This window comes from Enterococcus sp. AZ078 (assembly GCF_051714985.1).
GTDB lineage: Bacteria > Bacillota > Bacilli > Lactobacillales > Enterococcaceae > Enterococcus_B > Enterococcus_B hirae.
Map to the genome: position 1 here is coordinate 1,653,882 of NZ_JBIOSW010000001.1, position 23,877 is coordinate 1,677,758.

The 23,877-nt window shown below is 37.0% G+C and carries 14 protein-coding genes and 1 pseudogene; 3 read left to right on the top strand and 12 right to left on the bottom strand.

From position 1 onward, the window contains the following. Window positions 1-2: 2 nt before the first annotated feature. From IGJ18_RS07725 to IGJ18_RS07740, 4 genes are read right to left on the bottom strand one after another with little or no spacing between them, the layout of a single operon-like run. A complete protein-coding gene (locus IGJ18_RS07725; protein WP_034867044.1) occupies window positions 3-1,367 on the bottom strand; it encodes a glycoside hydrolase family 1 protein in 1,365 nt (454 codons plus the stop codon). Then, window positions 1,357-2,244 carry an ROK family protein gene (locus IGJ18_RS07730; RefSeq protein WP_161651748.1) on the bottom strand — a complete coding sequence of 296 codons (888 nt, stop codon included), beginning with the start codon at window positions 2,242-2,244 and terminating at the stop codon, window positions 1,357-1,359. Before IGJ18_RS07730 ends, IGJ18_RS07725 begins: the two co-directional genes overlap by 11 nt. 13 nt (window positions 2,245-2,257) lie before the next feature. Next, window positions 2,258-3,610: a PTS sugar transporter subunit IIC gene (locus IGJ18_RS07735; protein ID WP_010719011.1), complete on the bottom strand. Its 1,353-nt coding sequence runs from the start codon at window positions 3,608-3,610 to the stop codon at window positions 2,258-2,260. Between the two features lie 10 nt (window positions 3,611-3,620). Next, window positions 3,621-5,828 (bottom strand): glycoside hydrolase family 3 N-terminal domain-containing protein, encoded by a 2,208-nt coding sequence (locus tag IGJ18_RS07740; RefSeq protein ID WP_438843122.1) that lies wholly within the window; start codon window positions 5,826-5,828, stop codon window positions 3,621-3,623. Between the two features lie 158 nt (window positions 5,829-5,986). Here IGJ18_RS07740 and IGJ18_RS07745 point away from each other — a divergent pair, with 158 nt between their 5' ends. Beyond that, window positions 5,987-7,162: a helix-turn-helix transcriptional regulator gene (locus IGJ18_RS07745; RefSeq protein ID WP_161651752.1), complete on the top strand. Its 1,176-nt coding sequence runs from the start codon at window positions 5,987-5,989 to the stop codon at window positions 7,160-7,162. Between the two features lie 259 nt (window positions 7,163-7,421). Here IGJ18_RS07745 and IGJ18_RS07750 read toward each other — a convergent pair. The 5 genes and pseudogenes from IGJ18_RS07750 to IGJ18_RS07770 all read right to left on the bottom strand — a co-directional run. After that, window positions 7,422-8,639, bottom strand: a pseudogene (locus tag IGJ18_RS07750) (alpha/beta hydrolase); the annotation flags it as partial. A 657-nt stretch (window positions 8,640-9,296) separates the two neighbouring features. Further along, window positions 9,297-11,513 (bottom strand): putative mucin/carbohydrate-binding domain-containing protein, encoded by a 2,217-nt coding sequence (locus tag IGJ18_RS07755; RefSeq protein ID WP_438843123.1) that lies wholly within the window; start codon window positions 11,511-11,513, stop codon window positions 9,297-9,299. Window positions 11,514-11,808: 295 nt separating this feature from the next. Continuing rightward, entirely contained in the window at window positions 11,809-12,690 is an 882-nt protein-coding gene (locus IGJ18_RS07760; protein WP_438843124.1) for a carbohydrate ABC transporter permease, read from the bottom strand. Then, window positions 12,687-13,556 (bottom strand): carbohydrate ABC transporter permease, encoded by an 870-nt coding sequence (locus IGJ18_RS07765; protein ID WP_010719005.1) that lies wholly within the window; start codon window positions 13,554-13,556, stop codon window positions 12,687-12,689. The genes IGJ18_RS07760 and IGJ18_RS07765 overlap by 4 nt, the downstream gene beginning before the upstream one ends. Window positions 13,557-13,789: 233 nt before the next feature. Next, the gene (locus IGJ18_RS07770) at window positions 13,790-15,079 is read right to left on the bottom strand and encodes an ABC transporter substrate-binding protein (protein WP_126343768.1); all 1,290 of its coding nucleotides are present in this window, start codon (window positions 15,077-15,079) and stop codon (window positions 13,790-13,792) included. Window positions 15,080-15,297: 218 nt separating this feature from the next. On the opposite strand from IGJ18_RS07770, the gene IGJ18_RS07775 reads away from it, so the two are divergent. Together IGJ18_RS07775 and IGJ18_RS07780 are read left to right on the top strand one after the other, a co-directional pair. Further along, window positions 15,298-16,791 (top strand): response regulator transcription factor, encoded by a 1,494-nt coding sequence (locus IGJ18_RS07775; RefSeq protein ID WP_438843125.1) that lies wholly within the window; start codon window positions 15,298-15,300, stop codon window positions 16,789-16,791. Then, complete coding sequence (locus tag IGJ18_RS07780) at window positions 16,766-18,478, top strand: cache domain-containing sensor histidine kinase (RefSeq protein WP_438843126.1); 1,713 nt, start codon at window positions 16,766-16,768, stop codon at window positions 18,476-18,478. The genes IGJ18_RS07775 and IGJ18_RS07780 overlap by 26 nt, the downstream gene beginning before the upstream one ends. Window positions 18,479-18,777: 299 nt before the next feature. On the opposite strand, the gene IGJ18_RS07785 is transcribed toward IGJ18_RS07780, so the two are convergent. From IGJ18_RS07785 to IGJ18_RS07795, 3 genes are read right to left on the bottom strand one after another with little or no spacing between them, the layout of a single operon-like run. Then, window positions 18,778-19,731 (bottom strand): beta-galactosidase small subunit, encoded by a 954-nt coding sequence (locus IGJ18_RS07785; protein WP_010719000.1) that lies wholly within the window; start codon window positions 19,729-19,731, stop codon window positions 18,778-18,780. Beyond that, entirely contained in the window at window positions 19,712-21,589 is a 1,878-nt protein-coding gene (locus IGJ18_RS07790; RefSeq protein ID WP_409534563.1) for a glycoside hydrolase family 2 protein, read from the bottom strand. Before IGJ18_RS07790 ends, IGJ18_RS07785 begins: the two co-directional genes overlap by 20 nt. A gap of 4 nt (window positions 21,590-21,593) precedes the next feature. Continuing rightward, window positions 21,594-23,831, bottom strand: a complete 2,238-nt coding sequence (locus IGJ18_RS07795; protein WP_176581826.1) for an alpha-galactosidase — start codon at window positions 23,829-23,831, stop codon at window positions 21,594-21,596. Window positions 23,832-23,877 lie beyond the last annotated feature (46 nt).

Consider the following 23,877-nt stretch of genomic DNA (forward strand, 5'->3'; position numbering starts at 1 on the left):
CTTCATTCTCCTAAGCCATTTTCCTCAATCACTTGTTGATACCAATAAAAGCTATCCTTTTTATACCGTGCTAAATCGAGTAACTCTTCATCAGTCCGATTGACATAGATAAATCCGTACCTTTTATTGATTCCTTCATGGGTACTGATCAAATCAATCGCACTCCATGGGCAATAACCGATCACCTCAACGCCATCTTCAATCGCTAAAGCCATTTGCTGGATGTGTTGATGTAAATAATCAATTCGATAATCATCATGGATTTTCCCGTCAATGAGTTGTTCTGATGCACCGATCCCATTTTCTGTCACCAAGAGTGGTAAGCGATAGCGAGAATAAATTTCATTTAAAGTAAAACGAAACCCTTCTGGATCAATAGGCCAGCCAAATTCCGTCATTGGTAAATGTGGATTTTCGACTGTTTGAAAGAATCCTGGAATCCCAAAACCGGATTGCTGATCTATTTTTTGTTCTTTGGCAAAATAACTGGAGACGGTCATTGTATTATAGTAGTTAAAAGCAATGTAATCTCCTGTTCCTTCTGCTAAAATCGTTTGATCTTCTGCAGTGATCACTGGTGCCGCACCAATCTTCTCTAATAAATGCCAAGCATTATGATTGTACTTCCCAAAAACAGCAACATCTAAAAAGAGCCAATTTCTAAGCGCACTCATATATAAAGCGGCCATCTGATCCTCTGGTTTATCTGAAGCAGGATACACACTGGCGATGTTAGGCGCTGGTCCAATTTTGCCGTTATAATTCCCTTTGTGGTAATTACTGGTCACGAGGGCTTGTGCGACTAACATATGATGGTTTTCTTGGAATTTTTCTTTCATACTTTTATTACTTGTCCCAATTACAGAACCAGCCAATGCCATGACATTTTGTTCATTGATTGTTTGCCAAAGTGGAACATCTTGCCCAAAATGGTCAAATAATACCTGACAATAATCCGCAAAAGCTTGAATCGTTTCTCTATTTTCCCAACCACCTTTTTCGGCAATGGACGCAGGCAAATCAAAATGGAAAACAGTTACGATTGGTTGGATATCATTTTCTTTCAATAACTCAATCAAACGTTTGTAAAAAGCAATACCAGCTGGATTCACTTTTCCATTAGGCATTACACGACTCCATGAAATCGAAAAACGATAAGCTTTTAGTCCTAACTCTTTAAATAAACGGACATCTTCTTCCAATCGATGGTAATGGTCAGAGGCAACTTTAAAATCAGTCGTTCCTTCTGGGATAGACTTGATATCCTGAACAGATGGTTCTTTCCCCTCTTCATTCCAAGCGCCTTCTACTTGATAAGCACTGGTAGAAGCTCCCCATAAAAAATCTGTTGGAAATTTATTTTTCATCTTCATTCTCCTTTATGGCCGCACCAATTAAATTGGCGTCTGCTTGAAATTTTGCTGCTTCAATCGTCATTGGTTGTAATGTTTTTTTGATGATCGGCGCTACTGTAAACAGCTCTCGATAAGCTTGTTGAATCGTCTGGACCAAATATTCTTGTTGACTGATTCCTCCACCAATGACGATCTTTTCAACATCTAGCAGCGTTTGAACATTGAAACAAAGAAAAGCAACCTGTTTACAATAATCATGAAATAAAGCTTTGGCTGACTCATTCTCACTGTCTTTTAAGGCAGCAAAGACCTGTTCGCCCTCGTTGTCTACATTTAATAATTCAGCTAATTGTTTGATCAACAAAACAGCCGACAGTCCCATACCTACAAACGAGTCTTGACCAGTAATCTGACGATCACGGATCATAAAGCTAATTTCACCGGCTTGCATGTGCGTTCCTTTATAAAGCTGTCCATTGATACAAATGCCCATGCCAACTCCAGTTCCTAAAATAATTGCTGCGGCTTGTTGGATCCCTTTTAAATTGCCATATTTCATTTCACAGGAAGTAGCAGCTTTGGCATCATTTTCAACGAACACTTCGAAATTCTCCAACTCTAAAAACGATTGCAATTGGAGTTGATCCAGATAAGGAACAGCACCGCCGAAGCGAACTGTTCCAGACTGATCAACCGATCCAGGTACTGAAAAAGCAATTTTATGGAATGATTGGATTTCTTGATAGTCACGAATCATTTGTGATAATAATCGTTGAAATTGCTCTTTGTCTGAAGGTGTTGGAAAACGCTTTTTAAAAGAAACTTCATTCTGAGAAATCAGAGCGGTCTTGATCATCGTCCCTCCAATATCAATCCCTAAAACGACCATTTGCTCTCCTCCATTATGCTTGAACTTCTTCTGCAATCACACCAGCCATCTTTTCTTTTGCTTCCTTAGCTTCGGCTTCTGCTTTTAATTCTAATTCATACTCTTTTTTGTCAGCAATCTTGATAAATGGATACCACATCAAGATCCCGATACCCATGCAAATAACCATCAAGATTGTATAATTTATCCCACCAGAAAGTGGCATCTTAACAAAAGTTGGTGTCGTCCAAGGCAATAAACTTATCATTGGGTTCAATGAAATCGGTAAAATGGTTGTGGTTAATCCCCACGTCACAAAGCCTGCGATCAACTGTGTAAAGACTTGTGGAATGAAAAACAATGGGTTTAAAATAATCGGCATACCAAACATCAAGGGTTCCGTAATGTTGAAAATGGCAGGAATCACGGATAATTTCCCAAGTTGTTTCATTTTGGCAGATTTACTACGAATCATAAAGAACGTCACAAATCCCATGAAGCCTGCAGCGTACATTCCCATGTAGATCACAGAAGGAATCAAGTAAGGCAAAGCTTCATTTTTTTGGAAAGCTGCGATATTTGAGACAACCATCGTCATACTGATTGCTCCTAATGGTCCTTGTAAAACTGCGTTGTGAATCCCAAAGAACCAAAGGACAGCTAATACTTCCATGATAATAATAATTGATAATGGACTAGCAACCAACGCGTTAAGCGGTGCATTGATCACATCGATAAAGAATTGAAAAATCGAGCCAGATTTTGTCAAACCAAATAAGATACGCAGAATAAATACAAGGACAAAGATGATTGTTACAACAAAGACCGGTGCCAATGATTGCGTAACCATCGGAGGTACGCTATCTGGTAATTTAAGCACAATATTTTTTTTCGATAGATAAGCATAAAGTTGAGTAACCACTAACGCAACGATCATTCCAATAAACAAGCCTTGTCCGCCTAAGAAATCTAAGCGTAATGCTGCAATCGTAGAGTCTACAGCCTCTCCATTTTGCATAGCCATTGTTGCGACAGTTTGAGGCATCAACATCACAAAACTAGCTAAAGAAATAATTGCTGCGTTTCGCTCATTCGTCCCCAGTTGTTTTGCATAAGAAAAAGCCAGACTATAAACGACATACAATGAAAATACCCCAGTTGCACCATTTGTAATAGCTTCTACATGTGGGTAAATACCTAATGAAGTCAAATAATCGATCCAACCAGGAATTGGGAAGTTCCCTACGATCGTAATCAGCGCAATCCCCAAAGTGATTGGACTCGTACGAATAAACCCTTCCATCAAAGCAGCTAACACTTTATTTTGTTGTAATTTTTGCGATAATGGTAATAACTTACTTCCTAAAAACGCTTCTAATTTTTCCATCGTAATCCCCCTATTGTTTATATTCCCATGTGGTAACACTTTCTAACCCGTCGACATTTAAATAAAAATGGTAGACACCTTCTTCTATCCAACTATTTCCATTATTATCAAAGATAGCTAAGTCAGAAATTGGAATATTGATTCTTGCTTGCTTTTCTTGATTTGCTTCTAAATAGATTCGCTGACTGCTGACCAATCGTTTTTCCGGTTGGACAATCGAAGCATATTCTTGATGAAGATAAAGATGTGTCACAGTTTCTGCTGAAACATCCGATCGATTTTTCACTAAATAATTGATCTCAATAAATTGGTCTTTTTGCTCACCTCTCAGTAATTGACTTTCGAATGAGGCGTAACTCATTCCCGTTCCAAATTTGAATAGCGGATCATTGGATTCATCGATATATTTTGAGACAAAACGCTCAGAATGATTGCTTGTTGATATTGGTCTACCTGTGGAGGTCTGAGCATAATAAATCGGTAGTTGTCCTTCACTTCTAGGAAACGTCATCGATAGACGAGCAGAAGGACTGACTTTACCAGCAAGTAAATTAGCGATTCCGATCCCACCCATCGTTCCAGGAAACCAGACAAGTAATAAACTATCGAAATATTTTTCTACATCCGTTAAGACTAGCGGCCGACCGGTGTATAGTACGCCTACAATTGGTTTATTTAATTCATGTAATTTTTTGATCAGACGTTGTTGTTTTTGTGAAATCTGTAAGTGAGCTTTAGAAGCTCCTTCACCACTCTCGAGAAATTGTTCGCCAAATGTTAATACAATCACATCAGCTTTTTGAGAAATCTGGTAAGCTTCTTCCATTAATGATTCCTCTTCTGCAATTGGCCCATTCAATAATTCCATTCCTTTTTTCAGAGGTCCAAACCCATCATAAGAATCGAATAAATTGTATCCTTTAGCAAACATTAAGTGATCTGTCGCAAAATGGCGACTCAATCCTTCCTTCAAAGTAACCGTATCTTGTGGCTTTCCGCTGACTGAAGCCCAAAAACCTAAAGTGAGAGGACTTTCGCCGTATGGACCGATCACAGCAATTTTTTGATTTGGTACTAATGGAAGTGTGTCATTATTTTTTAAAAGAACACAACTTTTTTCAACCAACTCGACTGCTGCTTCTTTAGCTTTTTCGGTTAAGATTTCTCCAGTATTCACTTCTTCCAAGCCACGATAAGGATTTTCAAATAAGCCCAATTTATTTTTTAGCATTAAAATACGCCACACCGCTTCATCGAGAAGTTGCATAAATCGTGGCTCTTGTACTAATTCAGACAGGTGATTGGCATAAATCGAAGTCATCATGTCTAAATCAACACCTGCAATGAGTGCCTTTTTGGCTGCATCTATTTCGTCTTTGGCATACCCGTGAGGAATCAGTTCTTTGATTGCTGCATAGTCTGAAACTAATACGCCATCAAAACCAAAGCGAGAACGTAAAATCTCTCGATTCAACCATTCATTTCCAGTTGCAGGAACTCCATTCAACAAATTAAAAGCAGTCATTACTAATTCACATTTTGCTTCAATTGCTGCTTGATAAGGCTGTAGATATTCATTGAAAAGCCGTTGATGGGACATATCTACCGCTTGATATTCTCGTCCTGCTTCCGGTGATCCATAAGCTGCAAAGTGCTTCAGACATGCAGCTACATGTTTTTCTGGAATTTTTGTCTCACTATCTCCCTGATAACCATTGACGATACTTTTTGCAAACTCTTTCGCCGTATAAACATCTTCGCCTGGAGATTCCATAACCCTCCCCCAACGTGGATCACGCGCTAAATCTAACATTGGTGAAAACAAGACATGTAAGCCATTTAAATAACTTTCTTCTGCTGTTAACTTAGCTGCTTGTTGAATTAACTCAAAATCGTAAGAACCAGCTTGAGCTAGAGGTATGGGGAAAATTGTCCGAAACCCATAGATGACATCTGACATAAACAACATGGGTATCTTGTGTTTACTTTTTGCTAAAACTTTTGTTTGTAGTTCTTTTAATTTTTGATGATCGTTGATATTATAAATAGAGCCAATCTCAAATACGTCTAACTCTTGAGGTAATCCTAATTCTTCCATTGGCCCAGTATTCATCACATCATTTTCTGATAGAATACTTCCATTCAGTTGGATCGTTTGTGCGATTTTTTCCTGAACAGATAATCGATCAAACAAAGCTTGTAACTGATCTGTTTCCATCGGCGCCTCCTTTGTAACCGCTTTATAGAACAGATTATAAAGAATAAAAAACGAATTTTATATAAAAAAATTAGCATTTATACCAAAATGTTCGCGCTATACAAAATTTATTCGTGTAAAATAAAAAGAAAGAATTCGTCACAAGGAGTATTTACATTATGACTACTGATACGATTAAAATAACTATGGATTTATTGTACCGAAAATATCTGATTCCGATGCTATTATTTGATGAAAACGGATATCTCATCCATCCAAAAAATTTAGAAGACTTACCAATCACGATCAGTACCTATTTTCCATTTAAAAAAACAGAGCAGATCCAGCTTTACCATACAACATCCTATTTATATGGCTATTTTTGTTTTAAATCTGATCAAAAGGAATATCAGATGATCATTGGCCCTTGCGGTATTATCGGTTCAAAAGAAACCTCTTGTTTTTTTATGGGGCATGAGTACCATTATAATATTCATTATTCCAAAGAAGACAAGTATTCATTTGAAGAATATATCCAACTATTACACACGATTCTGACTCAGCGACCAACCAAAAAGGAAGAATTTATTTGGTACTTTCAACAAGAAAAAAATAAAAAAAATCGATCCACTGATTACAGCCTGGAAAATAATCTTTATGATCGACGGATCCACAAAGAAACCTTCGATTCGTATCATTTTGAATTACGCTATCTAGATTACATCAAACGAAACGAACCTGAAAAAGTCATTTGGGTCTTCAATAAAATGAAAGAAACCTATAAAGTCTCTTTATCCCCCTTTGAATTGGAAGGGTTGAAACTTAAATTTGCCTCGTTCGTAGCCATCGTTACCAGAATGAGTATTGAAGAAGGCGTACCGATCAATCAAGCCTTCGGTCTGTCCGACTCTTTGATTCAGGGACTGATTTATATCCACTCAGTCAAAGAATGTCTGCAATATATGAAAGAAGCAACTTTCCGTTTTATGGAACTTCTTCATAATTTTCCTTTAGCTCAAAAATCCATGTTAGTAAAAACGATTGTCAACCACATTGATAATCATTTATACGAACGCATCACCGTCGACGAGTTAGCTGCCATCACTGAAAAACATAAAGCACATATTTGCAGCCACTTCAAAAAAGAAATGGGGATTACCATTCACGGATACATTCAAGAAAAAAAGATAACCGAAGCAAAACATTTGTTATTGTTTACAGATCATTCTTACGATGAAATCAGTCACTTGCTTGCTTATTCTAGTCAAAGTCATTTTATTCAAGTGTTCAAAAAGGTCGCCGGCTGTACCCCAAAAGAATACAAAAGTATCCACTATGCCCATTCATTAGTCTGAAAATGCCTTAACTACTAAGTCGTTCTCCATTTATCTTGATCGAAATCAGATAGGTTCAATACTTTCATGTATGTATTTTTAACTGCTTTTGGTTTGAGTAAATGTAGTAAAAACAAGCCGAAGAACACTAAAATCAAGGAAATGATTTTAGTGTTCTTCGGCTTATTTCATCAACCTAATTATGCGTGGCGCTACTCTCTCGATCGTGTCAAACTTCGTCCCATTCCTCAGAAAGATCAATCATTTTTTCTTAATGTCTTTGACTTCCAAAAAGATAATTTAGAAAATTAGTGACATATGTTTGATACGCTACGGGATCAACTGATTGGGCTTCCCCATGTCCAGCTCCTGCTACAATCAACTTGACTTTATAGCCCCCGGAAAGATCATAGAGCTCATCCGCATTTTCATGAGGAACTACTTGATCAGCATCTCCGTGAATGATCAATTTGGGGATCGTTGTGGCCATACCAATTTCAGGTAGATTTTCATTCACATTCATTTTTAATTCTTGGTCAAAGTAATACTCTTTCAACAATCCCATATATAGATCTTCATGTTCTTCGTCTGCTACAATGCCAAATTCTTCCCCAAATATTGAACCTAATAAAGGCGCTACGGTATTTTTGTAGGTGTATCTAAGTTGTTCATCAATTGATTTAAATCCGCAATTCTCGATGATTCCTTTTACGTTTGCTGGGATATCCTTAGCTAATGTTGACATCATAGTTGCAGCACCCATTGAGCCACCATAAAGTAAAATCTTTTGAGTCGGCTTAGTTCCTACTTCTCGATTGATCCAATAGAGCACATCATCTGACTCATATTGTCCATAAGTGACATAATCGCCCCCACTGTTTCCAGTGGCACGAGGGTCTACAAATAATAAATTATAGCCCGCATTGTAAAAGATATTATACTCATCCGTTACTGTCCCTAAATTCCAATTTCCTCGAAAACCACCATGAATCATCACCGTTACATCTGATTTTTGATCCACATAATAAGATTTCAACGTCATTAATTTTCCATCTTGCTTATTTACGGTCGTTCCTTCTAATTGAGTGGTATTAGGATAAAAACCTGTAGGCTCAGCAGGTGCCGTTCCATCATTCGCTGCACCAAGCAAGCTCATAAAACAACTGTCTTTTGCAAAAGCAATGTCATACATCGCACTGATTGTAATCAAACGTTTGATTACTTCTGGACTAACATCAAAGCGTTCTTTTACATTCACTTCTGAAATTTGGTCTGATATCAACGAAGAGAATTCACTTAGAAGTTTAAAAATATCTCCATTATACTCTTTGAAAACTTCAGTTATTTTATCTCGGATATAATTTAAATAAAGTTTTCCCTTGAAATTCTTGCCTTTACCGATTGCTTGAATGATCGCTTGCTCATCGTCAGATAGTCCAAGTGTTGTTGTGTTTACTTGCCCCTCGTTTCCTTTGTTGAGGGATTGAGAAACAGATGTAAGGCTTGTTCTTGCCAATAGTCCCTCTTGTTCCTTTCCGTAAACGATACTTGGTGTAGCACATCCTAACAATAAAATAGAAGCCAAAGTAATCATGCAACATTTATTTTTCATTCTACTCACTCCTTTATTTGATATTTCCATTCTAATGAAAGCGTAACCATTTTTATATCAAAAAAGAAGTGTTTGTTATATAAAAGAAGCTATTTTAAAAAATTATTGAGTAAATCTTAGGATCATTCAAGTCATTTATACTAGCATAGCCATTTAGCTAATATTTTATACTGGTCTTATTTGTATTACATCACTAAAACCAAACGCTTGTGATAAAACAAAAGAAGATACTGAGACAACTTTTTTGTCCCAGTATCTTCTAGTATATCTAAAAATGAATAAACGGTGTTTAAAGAGCTCTTGTTCACGACGAGATAAAAGCAGCATTTTCGAAAGATAAGCCGAAATTAATCAAAAATTTGAGAAGCACCAAGTAGATAACAATCGACAGAAAAAACTAGCGTTTGTGTTTCTTGGCAATTTTCGGTATTTTTTTGGTACTTGATAGTTAACACTTTCGTCTCAACCTCTAAGGTGCTAAGTTTTTTGCTAAAGACGTCAATTCGATAATTTTGACTGCTCATCTTGCCTGCTCATCATATGCTATTTAAACAAAACATAATATTGGGACATATAATGTTCTGTATCTTTTGGAGATAGAGATTGTATGGCTGTCCATAATTGTTTTTTAGCCATTGATCTTTTCCACGCCATCGGTTTAATACCCTCAGCTTTTACTAATGAATTCCCTAATTTTTCAATTTTTTCCATAAGATCTTTTTCTGGATTATTGTTTAATCCAAGGTGTTTTAACCCATGTTCCGTAACTAGCCAGTGGTTAGTATTTTGGCCACGATCAATAAGATTTTCTGGACCTTTCAAACGATTTCTTGCTTCTGCATGGTAGATTTCTATGCTATCTCCTATCTCAAGCAACAAATGGTCATCGGTGAATCGTTCAGGTATGTCTCCATTAATCGATTTTTCATACCTAATTTTGCCATCCTGAGATTTGATAGTCACTTTTACATAAAGTTCATCTTTAAATAAATAATGAGGTTTTGGCATATTTAAGGTAAGTGTTGCTTCTCTTGAATTCAAATTCGTTCTTAATGAACCTGACCATTGATCATTAAAGCCATAAAAGATAAGATCTTCATCGGCTAACTTACTGATATCAGCTTTGATTAATGAAAGAGAAGCATGGTTTTGGGTTTCCTTTACATAAACATAATTTTCGCTTGGTAAATAATACTTCATTTGTTCACCAGAAAATTCTAAATGATAGACCCCATTAGGAATATTTTTAAATGTCATTTTTTGTTGTAATGGTTGACTCGCTATAATAGTTGCTCCATTTTTTAATTCAACTGTGAGCCCTTCAAAGTTACTCAAATCGCTAGGAAGAATTTCAATGGTCAAATCACCAACCAACCCTAGAGAGGCGATTTCCTCGTTAGTAACCAATTCAAAATTAGAATTGATCAAATAGTTTGGGTCAATCAATTGACGTGCACGCACCAACTCATTTTCAGAGACAATATCTGCCAATGAAGCCACAGCTGGATAACCTGCCACACGATTTTTTTCTGCTTGAAATTCATCAAGATACAACCCACGTTTTTTTAAGGCAGCAGAAAAATCCTGCTTACTATTTTCACTGTAGATACGATTCATTAAATTGGGTAATGTATATTCCCAATCTTTGAAATCACTCTGATTAGCCATTTTACGGTATTCCTGATATATCTTAGTGAAGGAGTCATTTCCAGCTTTTTGTTTGAACATCGTTAATAAAATCAGTTGTTCACGCACATCGACATCATGGTAAGTGTCTCCATCACGGATCAACTTATCATATAGCTTGTTTTCGACTTCTTCTTTTTTACCTAAATTAAACAACCAACCGATGTCATCTGCTTTTTTTCCATATTTTTCATACTGATATTGGACCCCAAATAAATTATTTGACACTTCGCCAGTATACATATCTTGCCCATCAAAACCAGCTTGATAACCGTGAGCAATTTCATGTAATGTTGCCCAACTTAGTTCTTTCAACCACATATCTGTCGTAGGTTCACTATTAGCTGTCCAATCACCCCCATAATAAGCAGCACCTGCACCAGAATCATCTGCCTTTAAAAAGTAACGATTCGCGCCGTTCTGATTTTCTGGTGCGGAACCATCAAAACCAGCGATACCGTTAAATAAAGCAAAAATACCGTGATGATACTCAATCAACGCATCAATTGATGGAAAATCTTTTAAGTTTCTCACTAGTTCTTTGTCCAATTTGGGTACGAGTAATTGGAAATCTACTCCTTGAATTAGCGCATACTCTGCATCCTCCGTATCCCACATTGAAAAAAACATGGTCTCATTCCCATGATATTCATAAACAGGTAACGCTTTCATTTCTTTGGAAGTCACCACTTCGTATTCGATCTGTGCTGATCCTTCTCCGTACGGTGTATCAATAAATGGAACCAAGGGCTCATCTGCACGGATATTTACCCAATTTGATCCAACTTCGATACTTTTTTCATTCTTTTTATCGTTTCCTAGTAGTCGCAATTTTAACTTATTCTTGAAATGAGCATTTGTCTGTCTCATTCTCAATTCGGTATTTTCGCTTAAGATAAAACCTAGATCCTGACGATCATGGTTTTTCCCTTTACTCATCCCTGAGTTGAAGATCCACGTCGGCTCCGGAATACTAAAAATCTCTTTTGACGTGACTTCTTGCGCCCCAACATTGGCTGAAAGTACAAAGATACCAAACACAAACAACAACAGACTAACCGCATATTTTTTCATTTACCTCACTCCTTAAAATTATTTTATGAACAAAAAATAATTATCCATTCATTAATAAAACGTTATTTTTTGTACAATTTAATTATAAATAACAACTGAATAAATAGCAACAATATAATATTTATAAATTTTTATCCTTACAACCTATAATAATTACAGTTATTTAAATAATTAACCATAAATATATTTTTTATATAAAATGTTATTTTTTAAAAAAAAAAGCTTTCCCTTAGTGGGACAGCTTTTCCTATACATTTAAAGTTTATACCAAACTAATTTTATCATCGAGTCGCGTTTACTTGACAGAACCGATCATTCCTTGAACAAATTGTTTTTGTAAAACAAAGAACACGATAGCTGTTGGCAATGTTGCAATCACAAGCCCGGCCATAATCATTCCGTAATCTGGTGTATAAGAGGCTCCCATGGCAGATAAAACTAATGGGACCGTACGCTTATCTGGTGATTGTAATGCAACTAAAGGCCAAAGATAGTTATTCCAGCTACTCATAAAAGTAATGATTGCAGCAGCTGCATACGTATTTTTAGCAGTGGGTAGGTAGACACGGAAAAATATACTTAATTCTTTTAATCCATCTAAACGTGCAGCTTCTACTAAATCTTTAGGAAACGCTTTAACGTTTTGTCGAAAGAAGAAGATCAAAAAAGCTGTACTTACTGAAGGCAAAATGACGACTAAGAAGCCGTTAATCCCTAAGATCGTTCCGTTTAAGTTAGAAAACATGCGGTACAAAGGAATCATCAACGCAGCAAAAGGAACCATCATCGATAAAAGCAAAATCGTAAATAATCGTTCTTTTTTTCGACTTTTATAGATCTCAAACCCATAACCAGCCATAGATGAAATCAACAAAGCTAAGACCGTTGTTACAATAGCGATCAAAGCTGAATTCCACAATGAGCGTGCAAAGTTTAAGTCATTTGAAAAAAGATTCTGGAAGTTGACAACTAAATGGCTACCGATCTTTAATTTTCCGGCAGTAATATCGATAGGTGTATTCGTCATTCCTAAGATCATCCAAACAAAAGGAAAAATCGAAATAAATGAAATCACGCTCAAAGAGGCATATTTAAAAACAGCTAACCAATCGAATGTTTTAGTCGCTTTTTTTTCATTCTCTTTAAGAAGTACTTTGTTTTCTGCTTGATCTATCACGCTTTTTCACCTCCGACTTTCGTTTGAATGATTGATAACAGTACAATAAAGACTACGATCACAAATGAAACCGCCGCAGCATAACCAAAATTCGGTGTAAATTTATAACTTAAATTGTAAATATACTGAGATAGCGTAGTTGTTGCATTTGCTGGTCCACCACCCGTAATATTTTGTACTTCATCAAAGAGTTGCAACGTACCGATCGTTGATGTGATTGACGTAAACAAAATAATTGGTTTTAAGTTAGGAATCGTGACTTTGATCAATTGTTGCCACTTAGATGCGCCATCGATTTCTGCTGCTTCATAAATTGCCGGATCAATATTTTGCATTCCTGATAAAAAGAAAATCATGTTATAACCTGTCCAACGCCATGTAATCGAAATGATGATTAATACTTTCGCCCAAACTGGATGAGTCAGCCAGCCAATTGGCATATCGATCAAGCCGATCGTCATCAAAAAATTATTCACTAATCCCGATTGAGAAAACAAGCTTTTCATAATAAGCGAATAGCTAACCATGGATGTGATACAAGGTAAAAAAATCGCTGTCCGGAAGAATCCTTTCATTTTAAGCTTTTTATCATTTAATAAATTAGAGACAAATAAAGCTAAAAACAACATAATCGGTACTTGTACCAATAAATATAAAAAGGTGTTAAAAAAAGCCTTTTTGAAGGTCGCATCATTCAACATGCGTTGATAATTCCCCAAACCATTAAAACTCATATTAACTGGGGGACCACTTTGAAATGAAGTGATCAGCGCTAAAATCATTGGGATAAATACCATGATCGAGATCATCAGAACTGGTAAAACAAGAAACGCATTTCCGTTCTTGAAAAAATCTTTTTGTTTCATCTGCTTTGCTCACTTTCGTTACGTTCATCTTCGTTTTATCTGTCATTTAAGGATCGTCTCACAAATCCTCCCTCTTAACTAATTGTCTGAGTAAATGACAGCGTCCTCACGAAAATTCTACGGTATTGATTGAAACTATTTTTAATAGATAGCAAATTTGTGTGACTGATGACCGTTCAAAAATCACCAGCCAACACAAATTTGATCCTCTAAATCAATTCATTTCACTCTGCTTAATTGGCTAACTGTGCTTCTACTTGTTTTTGCGTATCTGCCAAGACTTTATCAGTATCTTCTCCATTGATGATTCGGTGTAATGACTCTGCTACAACTGCTTCGATTGCATAGGTTTCTTGTCCATAATTAACTTGTGGAATTTCCGCTGTCCATTTAGAAAAGTCTTCAAACACCTTTTGACCACTATAGAATTCAGAAGACTCTTGATAAGCTGGTTGATCTTTTGCACTTAACATGGTAGAAACTAACCCGATTTCTTTCGCTAAGGTTCCCATCAAGTCTTCGTTAGTCGCAAAGGTCTTCTTCAAGAAGTCTTTCGCATTTTCTTCGCCTGAAACACCTTTGATCACATACCACCCAGCTCCGCCTAAATTAGAAGCTTGTGCTTTTTGCATATTGGCAGGTAATGAAGGTGTCGGTGCAATTGCCCATTTCCCTGATTGATCTTCAGCACCTTGGATCGTCGAGGAATACCAAGCACCAATTGGACTGGATGCAACAGCCCCTGATTGAATGGCCGTGACACCTGCATTCCAATCTGAAGTTTGTTCCACTAGATCTTCTTTAAGTAGTGTAGCAAATAGATTTAATCCATATTTCAATGATTGGTTATCTTTGATCGTAACCGTCTTTCCATCTTCCGAAGTGTACCATTCACCAGCTTCTTGCATGATCATACGGACACGTCCAAGATCTGAGGGATTCACTTCAGTAATTTTTTTACCCGTTTTTGCTTTAACATCTCGAGCAACTTGTAAATAGTCATCCCAACTTAAATTCTGCATATCTGCTTGACTGTAACCGGCTTCTTCTAACAAATCTGTTCGATAAAAATTAGCCGTAACGCCTGAATCAAATGGAACGCCATAAATTTGATCATCGATCTTATTAACCGCAAATTTATACGAAGCAAAATTGGCTTCATCTACGATATCGGTTAACTCAGAAAATGCGTCCGGATAAGAATTCAAATAACCTTGAATACGATAATCCTCAATCAACACGATATTCGGTAATCCATCCGTATTTCCACTGGCTAATGCTGTGTTTAACTTTTGTACGATATCATCTTGTGACATCGTAACGACATCTACTTCGACATCCTTATTGTCATAGACTTTTTTTGCTTCATTGACTGCTTTGATATTAAACGTTTCATCCCATGCCCAAACACTGATTTTATTTTCATCTTTCGTTGCTGAATTTGAGGAACTCCCACATCCCGCAAACAAAACTGCTGCTGAAGCTAAAAGCGTCGCACTTGCTACTAATTTTTTGAATTTCATATCCAACCCGCCTTTTTCATTTTTATTCTTTACATGTGAATCATACCAAAAAATGTAATCGTTTTCTTAATTTCTAAAAGAGTTCCAAAAAATATCCCAAAATAAGAAAAAATCACAAATTTAGATTTCAAATTTTTTTATTTTGAGTAATTCATCTTGCTTTTCTGCCAATTAAACCGTATTTTAAAAAGAGAAACTGTTTAAAAGGGGGAACAAGCTTGATTAATTTATTATTGATCGACGATGAAAAAACAATCTTACATGGCATAGCCAATTTGGTTGATTGGTCAAACCACGGATTCCAAATTAAAGGCGCTTTTTCAAACTCATTGGAAGCGCTTGATTTTTTCTCTATTCATTCTACTGATATTGATATTGTCATTACTGATCTTATCATGCCTGAACTGGATGGGATTGAACTTGCTCGCCTCCTAAAAAAAAGCAAGCCTGATATTCAAATATTAGTGTTATCAAGCCATGATGAGTTTCAACTAGTGAAAGACTCTTTTAAAGAAGGCGTATCCGATTATTTACTTAAACCAAAATTGAATCCAGAAAACCTGCTTTCTGCTTTGAACCATTTGGTTAAAAAAGGCCAAAAAAATCTAGACTCTAAATTCTCTCTAGATAGTGCTTTAACACAATATTTCTCTGGACAAAAAACAACGATATCTAACGATCCTTTTCGTTTCCCGTTATTTTACATCGTCTATAGCGAAATGGATGATTTAGCTCCACTAGCTTCTCTAAAAAGTAACGAAGAACGAGCTGAACCCTGGATTGATTGTCAGCCTTTTACCACTCTCGACTATGAATATGGTTGCTTACTAAATGTTTCTTCCATGGATTGTTTCGAACAAATTCAGACTTCTTTGCGTGAATATGCGCAAAAATCTGATGCATTATTGATTATTTCCCCTTGTTTAGAGCTAAGTGAGCTGTTCGATTGTTTTCAAAGATTAAAAAAATTAGGCAAAGGACAACGTTTTTATCAGAAAAGTGCTGGTGTTGTATCGGAAGGACAATTAGTCCCTTTGATTCCACACTTTGATCAGAGCACGAAAAGCTACTTAACAAAGATTGTCAACAAAGATTATGTATCCGCTATCAGAGAAATGAAATCAGCGATTGAGACTCTGATCGCTTTAAAAATTGACCCTTTATTTTTAAAACACGAAACAATCAATCGTCTCTACGCACTCATCAATGCTTTAGAAGATGGTCAAGGGACGAAAGAATTGACGACATTAAAAATTACGTTACCAACACTTATAACGAACGTCGCCACCATCGAAGATTTTTCCATTACGTTTACTAAAATCATCACTCAATTGATGCGTTGGAGCACGCCGGAAAAGAATGAAAACTCAGAAATTCTGACAGCGATCTATGATTATGTTCAAGAAAATTATCATCAAGATATTTCCTTGCAAATCATCTCCGAAAAATTTCATTTTTCCTATAGTTATTTATCTACCATGTTTACCGAGAAATATGGGATTAGCTTCACTAAATATCTAAAAAAAGTCCGGATACAACATGCGAAACGGCTTTTGCTTGAGACAACCGAGCCACTTTCACAAATCTCTTACCAAGTAGGATTTGCTGAACTTGGTTACTTCTCAAGAGTATTCAAGGAAGAAACTGGGCTAAATCCTTCTCAATATCGAAAAGGAAGTTTGAAACATGAAGAAAAAATTCAAAGAGTATGAACTAGTTACAAAACTACTGGTTGTCCTAGTCATTGCGCTTCTTACTCAAGCGATTATTCTGTCCTTCTTCATTTATGATCGATCCAAAAACGCTTATATCCATCTATTTGATAAATCGAATGAACTAACGCTTGGCAAAATACAACGTGATTTTGAACGATTGAATGATAATATCGAAAATACCTTAACGATGGTCGCTAACAACCCTGCAGTTGAAAATTATTTCTCTAACGATCCGCACTCTTCGTTAGATAACTACACTAATGTAAAAACGATCCAACAAATGAACCGAAGCTTTACTTCGATCTCTCCTTCCATCAATTACGATCTGATGATCTATGGTGAAAGTGGACATACCTTTGTTGGAAACGAGATGCTAGCCAGTATGGATGCTGCGGCATTCATGAGATCTGATGTCGTACAAAAAGCAAAGGCACATAAAGCATCGACCCAAATGTTCTTTGTCGACTTTGGTTTGACTACTCGTGACCAAACAAAAAGCAGCATCCTATTCATTAAGAAATTGACTTCCTCGTTGAATCATATTTATGGGTATGCTGTCATTGCGATAACTGCAGATGAGCTAGCGAATTTATTCAATGAAACGATCCATTCGGAGGTCTCCAAAATCTATCTCATCAATGAAGCAAATCAAATCATTACCTCCAATGAAACTGGCATGATTGGTGCCAAAACCAACTTGTTAAATGATTTAAATACCAATGAAACAAAAACAGTTGATTATAATCGTTTAACACGTGTTCCATTATATCGACAAAACTTAGCTTTGATTAGTAAAGTAAATATTCGTTCACTAGTCAATCAAATGGGACTGATTGTTCCGATCGTCCTTTTTAATTTGATGACTTTAATGGTAGTTGGTGCTATTGTCTTTCGCTATATGAACCGTCAGACAAAGTCGATTTATGCCTTGATTCAGTCTTTAAAACATATCAAAAAAATTCCTAATAATACCCAAGTAGACGTTCAAGGGACCTACGAAACAAAGACTTTAGGCACTACAATCAATCAACTATTAACAACGATCGATGAGAACTATTTTACTTCAATTGAAAACGAAAAGAAAAAACGCCAATTAGAGATTCAAACGATGCAAGCCCAAATCCAGCCTCACTTTATCTACAATACGTTAACTAGTCTAAAATTTTTGATCTGGCAAAAAGAAAATCAAAAAGCAATTCATGGAATCGATCATTTTATTGATTTGTTGAGAAGTACCATTGGGAAAAAAGCAGAAACAATCACTGTCGAAGAAGAATTAAAAAGTGTGCAAAGCTATATCCATATTCTTTCATTGAGATATGGTGATGATATCGCCACTCGGATCATGATCCCCGATGAACTATACCCTTTTAAAGTGCCCAATATGATGATCCAGCCAATTATTGAAAATGCTTTTTTACATGCTTTTCAAACAAAAAAAAGTGGGTTTATTACTTTATTCGGAAAAATTCATGAAACACAATTGATCTTTGAAATCGTAGATAACGGTGATGGATTTGATACAAATCAAAAGAAAAAAAACAAGGACTATTTTTCTGGAATCGGCGTCAAGAATGTGAACGAACGAATCAAATTGCTTTACGGCACAGAGTATGGATTGCAGATCCAATCGATTATGGGTGTTGGAACAACGGTAAAAATCACATTGCCATTAATCAGTTAATTCAAAAATAAACAATTCAGTTAGTTGATACTTATAAGCAATAGACGCTGCCCTTCTAAGATAGATGATCCTAGAAATGCAACGTCTATTTGTCTATGGTTTTATATTTTTTGTGTCTGCTAATAATATGAAAAGCTATTGTTCTTTACCGATACTTAGCTATCAATCCTTCCTTTCTCTAGATAGACAGCATTCAAGCATCAGCTCCTTGAAATAAGCCTAAATTTTTTTTAACATGAAAAGGTGTTTTAAAAAATTGCCTCTTATTTGCTCGGAGCTGACCGCTTCTTTCACGACCTTTACTTCACGATAAAACTAAATTCATGGTCTTCTTCCGCTGAAATATGATACGCTTCTTCAACATCTGCTCCCCAGCTGTTGATTCCTCCTACACCACGTACCTTCCCTTGAATCACTAAGACGGTTCTTCTAGCTGGTGGTAACTCTTCAAGATGCGTAGCATTTTCTAATTCTTCGGCTTTATAGGGGAGAGCTGAAAATGCAAAATCGCCGTTCACTTGTTCAAAGCGTAATGAAAATTCCTCCTTTCCTTGATCCGCATTATTCATCGTAGAATCTCTAGTGATTTCTAGCCATTTCGTCTTCATATGGACACCACAATCTTGTGGCACGAGATAGGGAGTCACTGGTAAACCAGTTACTTTATAAGTACCCTCGATTCCTCCTGCCATTCGATCTGGATACGTTTCTCCTGATAGTCCTTCATATTCAAAATATTTCGCTTTGGTTGGCATAATAAAGCGAAAACCTAATAAAGGTAATTCAGGCAGTCCTTGCTGTCCATGATAAAAGACAGAAATTTTCATTTCCCCATCAGATTGTACTTCATAGTTGACTATGACTTCTGTTTTGGGCACCGTATTGATTTCTAACGTGAATTTGATCGCTGCTGATTGCGCATATTCATGATTGGAATAGCGATTATTGATCGGAGCAATTGGCTGTTCGATTGGTTTTTGATCAATGGAAACTTGAACATTTTTTACTTTCGGGTACATCCCAGCCCCTAGCCACATGGACGAACGATAGCCAAACCCATTCCCTCGATCATTATCCGTCAAAGCCCGCCAAAACGTCGGCAGCGTTTCTCGATACAACCATTCTTTCCCATTTTTATTTAAGGATTCCAACCCACCTCTTGTATAGGAAAAGATATAATGAAATCCTTCACCTTTTAAAGCAAATGTACAATCTCCATAAATAATCTTCATTTTAATCGCTGTATTTTCCATAATAATACCTTACCTCCTGTAATGCCGGTTTTTCTTGACCATCAGAAAAGACGATCCCGTTACCTGAAAATTCATAATCACTTGGACGATCATCAAAGTCCCCACCGTATCTCATTACTTTTTGTTTCGTCAATGGATCGATCACTTGAATCGCTTGATCTTTAAAGTCCCAAATATAGCCACCTTGATACATTGGGTATCGATCTAATAATTCCATGTAAGAATTCAATCCTCCCAACGAATTCCCCATGTCATGCATGTATTCACATAAAATGAAAGGCTTTTTCCCATCATTTTCAAGGTAATCACAGATATCTGTTGGCGTAGCATACATGCAACTCTTGACATCAGAAATCGAATCTTCGAATGCAGGATTAGGGAAATTTCCTTCATAGTGAACAAGGCGATCGGGATCTTTTTCTTTAAAGTAATCATTCATCAAACGAATATTCTCTTCTGCGTAAGATTCATTTCCTAAAGACCAGAATAAAATACTCGTATGGTTCTTGAATGTCTCAAAATTTGTCTGTGCTCTGTCAAGAACGATCTCCCGCCATTGAGGAACGTTCCCCGGTACATTGTAAGACGGCTCAAACGCGCCCATCTTTTGCCAAGAACCATGAGATTCCAGATTGGTCTCTGCCATCAAGTGAATCCCCGCCTGATCACAAAGATAATACCAAGGGATTTGATTTGGATAATGTGAGGTTCTAACCCCATTGATATTCGCATGTTTAATGATTTCTAGATCTTTCTTCATATCCATCAAATCGATAGCTCTTCCTTTTTCAGGATGCCATTCATGTCGATTGACACCGTTGATGATCAAACGTCGGTCATTCAAATAAATGATCCGCTCTTTGATCTCGATCTTTCTAAAACCAAATGGATAGTAACTATACTCCGTCACCCCAGTATCATCAAACGTTTCAAATTCGGCGGTGTATAAATTGGGTTGAAAATGATCCCATAAAGTAATTTTATCTACTGGAATATGCAACGAGATTTGTTCTTCGATTCTCACTTCTTCTTGATGGATCTCTTCTCCTTTGCAATTGAGGAGTCGGACACGTAGCTTTCCGTTTGAAGTAAGATTTTCAATAGTCAAGTCGATATCTACCCAACCGCTTTGAAAAGAGGGATCAACTTGAGGTTTGATCCACATATCCTCTATATGATTTTTCCCTCTGGCGATCAATGAAACATCTCTAAAAATCCCAAAGAAACGGAAAAAATCTTGGTCTTCGAGAAAAGCGGCACTACTTCTTTTATGGACTTCTACCGCTAAACGATTCTCTTCTTCCAGATAAGGAGTTAAATCAAATTCAGAAGGCGTGAAAGAATCTTCTGCATAGCCGACAAAGTGCCCATTTAACCAGACATACATTGCCTGTTCGACACCTTCAAATCGAATGGTGATCGCCTTTTCTTTCATTTCTTCATTTAAAGTAAAGTTCGTCACATATGAGCCAACTGGGTTATACTCGGCTTGAGAAAACATCCCCTCGGCTTCTTCCTTACCAGCGGTTGTATAAGCCGGACGTCTAAACTCATGCCCTTCCCATGGATACATCGTATTGATGTAGTGGATCTTGTCGTATCCTGCTAGTTCGATATGCCCAGGAACATCAATCTGATCGAAGCTGCTGTTATCAAATTCCTTTTCAAAAAAATTCACTGGACGTTCTAAAGCATTACGGGAATAGCAAAATTGCCACTTCCCATTCAGCGATTGGATTCTGGTGTTTCCTGTTTCCACTTCTTCTTTAGCACCATAAATAACATGATCACTATGGGCTTTCCTTTGATTTACTCGATACACTTGCGGATCATCTAACCATTCAATCAATGCGTTCATTTTTCTATTCTCCTTCGTCTATACTCATAAAATGAATCAATTCTGTTTGAAAATCGCCATAAAAATCCGGGAAATAAAGACCTATTGTCATTAATTCCGATCCTGAATATACTTTGCCATCTATCTGGTTCTGGTATAGTTTTTCTTCGCTTAGTCCAACAAGGCGTACCTCATGAAATTCGGGCTGTGCATTTGCCAACCGACGATTTATAAATAAGAGGACTTCCTGTTGGTTTTTTGAAACAAATTCCCAGGAAGCAATATTTTGCTCAAAGGGATTTTGTAAACGATAGAAATCACCATATTGGACTGTCTGTCTGATTTTTTTATAAAATTCTACCTGTGCGGCTACTTCCTGCTTTTCCTCACTAGATAATTTTGTTAGATCGAGTTCATATCCAAACACCCCGCCCATGGCCACATCTCCACGTGTTTTTAAACTGGTGACTCGACCCGTTTGATGATTAGGAACAGCTGATACATGGGCAGTCATAGCTGAAATAGGATAAGCTAAGCTCGTCCCATATTGGATATTGATGCGTTCAACCGCATCTGTATTGTCACTAGTCCAAGACTGTGGCATATAATAAAGCAGCCCTGCATCGAACCGTCCACCACCACCAGAACATCCTTCCCAAAGGATATGAGGATAGTCGTTTGTTAAGTTTTCCATCATCTCATATAATCCTAATAGATAACGATGCAAAACTTCCCCTTGGTTTTGTTTGCCCAATGACACCGAATAGACATCAGATAGCGATCGATTCATATCCCATTTGATATAGTCGATCTCCACACTGTCTAACAAATGCCGTAACTGTGTTTCAATCGTCTGCCGGACTTCTTTTCGGGTAAAATCAAGGACGTGTTGAGATCTAGAAGCTGATGGTTGACGACCTGGTTCTTTCATCATAAATTCGGGATGATCCCGATTTAATTGAGAGTCGCTGGAAACCATTTCAGGCTCAACCCACAAGCCAAACTTTAGTCCTTTTTGGTGAACATAGTCAGCGATCCCTTTTAAGCCATTTTTCAATTTCCCTTGATATTCAAACCAGTCTCCTAGAGAAGATTGGTCCGAATCTCTTTTCCCAAACCAGCCGTCATCTAAAACAAACATCTCTATCGCTAATTCGTTTGCTTCATCAACGATTGCTTCGATCTTTTTGCTCGTAAAGTCAAAATAAGTCGCTTCCCAATTGTTGACTAGGATCGGACGTTCTTGGTATTGGAATCGCCCTCTTGCTACTCGTTCCCGTAATAAATGATGGGTCACTTGACTCATCCCATTCAACCCTTGATCAGAATAAGTTAAGAGTATTTCCGGTGTTTGAAAGCTTTCATATGGTTGTAACTCCCAAGAAAAATTATAGGGATTGATCCCACCGATCACTCTAAATTGTTGAATGGCATCTTTTTCAATCTCAAAGGAATGATTTCCCGAATAAACAAGATGGATCCCAATCGCTTCCCCTGTAAATTCAGTTGTTGCATGATTTGTCAAGGCAATGAATGAATTCATCTGATGACTGCTTGAACCACGACGGCTTTCAAATGATTTGATGCCATCTGTTATGCTTTGTCTAGACATCTGCCGTTCTTTGACATGCGCTCCTGGTAAGGCAATCACTTCATCAAACCGGCCTGAATTCGTAAAATCAAGTTGAAAAGAGGCTGCTTTTTCAATCATCACTGGATCATTGGTTTCATTTCTTACCTTCAGCGAACGTGTAATCACTGCTCTTTCTCGATAAATCGTATAGGAAAGATCCACGTAAATCTTTTCTTCACGATCTTTCAACGTCACGATCAATGTTTCTGCCTCTGTATCATTCTTGATATACGCTTGCGGTAATCCAGATAAATTTGGCTTTCCTTCTTGGATCTGAAAGCTTTCATAACGTAGATCAAGCAGATTTGATCCATTTTCTCGACGAATCATCAAGGCAGGTAATCGATAATCCATCCCTCCGTGCCCTGAATACTCTTGTGGTAATGTATCTTTTGAATACGTTCGATCTTCATTTAAGGGGACGTTCCCGGAAAAGCCACGATCTCTGCGAGGATATTTTTTATGATTATGATAATGGGTCGTTCTTTTACCAAAATAAACATGAGCCAGAACTTCACTTTCTTCAATTTGAAGAATATAGGAAATTTCTGAATTGGATAGATGAAATACTTTTTCCTGTTCGTCAAATGTGATTAAAGCTGCTCTTTGATTCTTCATCACTTGTTCCATTGTTTCACCTCTCAAATAAATAGTAACCGTTTACTTTTGTTACATT

Bases quoted from the DNA above. Each gene is read 5' to 3' on its own strand.
- IGJ18_RS07725 (WP_034867044.1), bottom strand. From the start codon at position 1,367: ATGAAAAATAAATTTCCAACAGATTTTTTATGGGGAGCTTCTACCAGT.
- IGJ18_RS07730 (WP_161651748.1), bottom strand. From the start codon at position 2,244: ATGGTCGTTTTAGGGATTGATATTGGAGGGACGATGATCAAGACCGCT.
- IGJ18_RS07735 (WP_010719011.1), bottom strand. From the start codon at position 3,610: ATGGAAAAATTAGAAGCGTTTTTAGGAAGTAAGTTATTACCATTATCG.
- IGJ18_RS07740 (WP_438843122.1), bottom strand. From the start codon at position 5,828: ATGGAAACAGATCAGTTACAAGCTTTGTTTGATCGATTATCTGTTCAG.
- IGJ18_RS07745 (WP_161651752.1), top strand. From the start codon at position 5,987: ATGACTACTGATACGATTAAAATAACTATGGATTTATTGTACCGAAAA.
- IGJ18_RS07755 (WP_438843123.1), bottom strand. From the start codon at position 11,513: ATGAAAAAATATGCGGTTAGTCTGTTGTTGTTTGTGTTTGGTATCTTT.
- IGJ18_RS07765 (WP_010719005.1), bottom strand. From the start codon at position 13,556: ATGAAACAAAAAGATTTTTTCAAGAACGGAAATGCGTTTCTTGTTTTA.
- IGJ18_RS07770 (WP_126343768.1), bottom strand. From the start codon at position 15,079: ATGAAATTCAAAAAATTAGTAGCAAGTGCGACGCTTTTAGCTTCAGCA.
- IGJ18_RS07780 (WP_438843126.1), top strand. From the start codon at position 16,766: ATGAAGAAAAAATTCAAAGAGTATGAACTAGTTACAAAACTACTGGTT.
- IGJ18_RS07785 (WP_010719000.1), bottom strand. From the start codon at position 19,731: ATGGAAAATACAGCGATTAAAATGAAGATTATTTATGGAGATTGTACA.
- IGJ18_RS07790 (WP_409534563.1), bottom strand. From the start codon at position 21,589: ATGAACGCATTGATTGAATGGTTAGATGATCCGCAAGTGTATCGAGTA.
- IGJ18_RS07795 (WP_176581826.1), bottom strand. From the start codon at position 23,831: ATGGAACAAGTGATGAAGAATCAAAGAGCAGCTTTAATCACATTTGAC.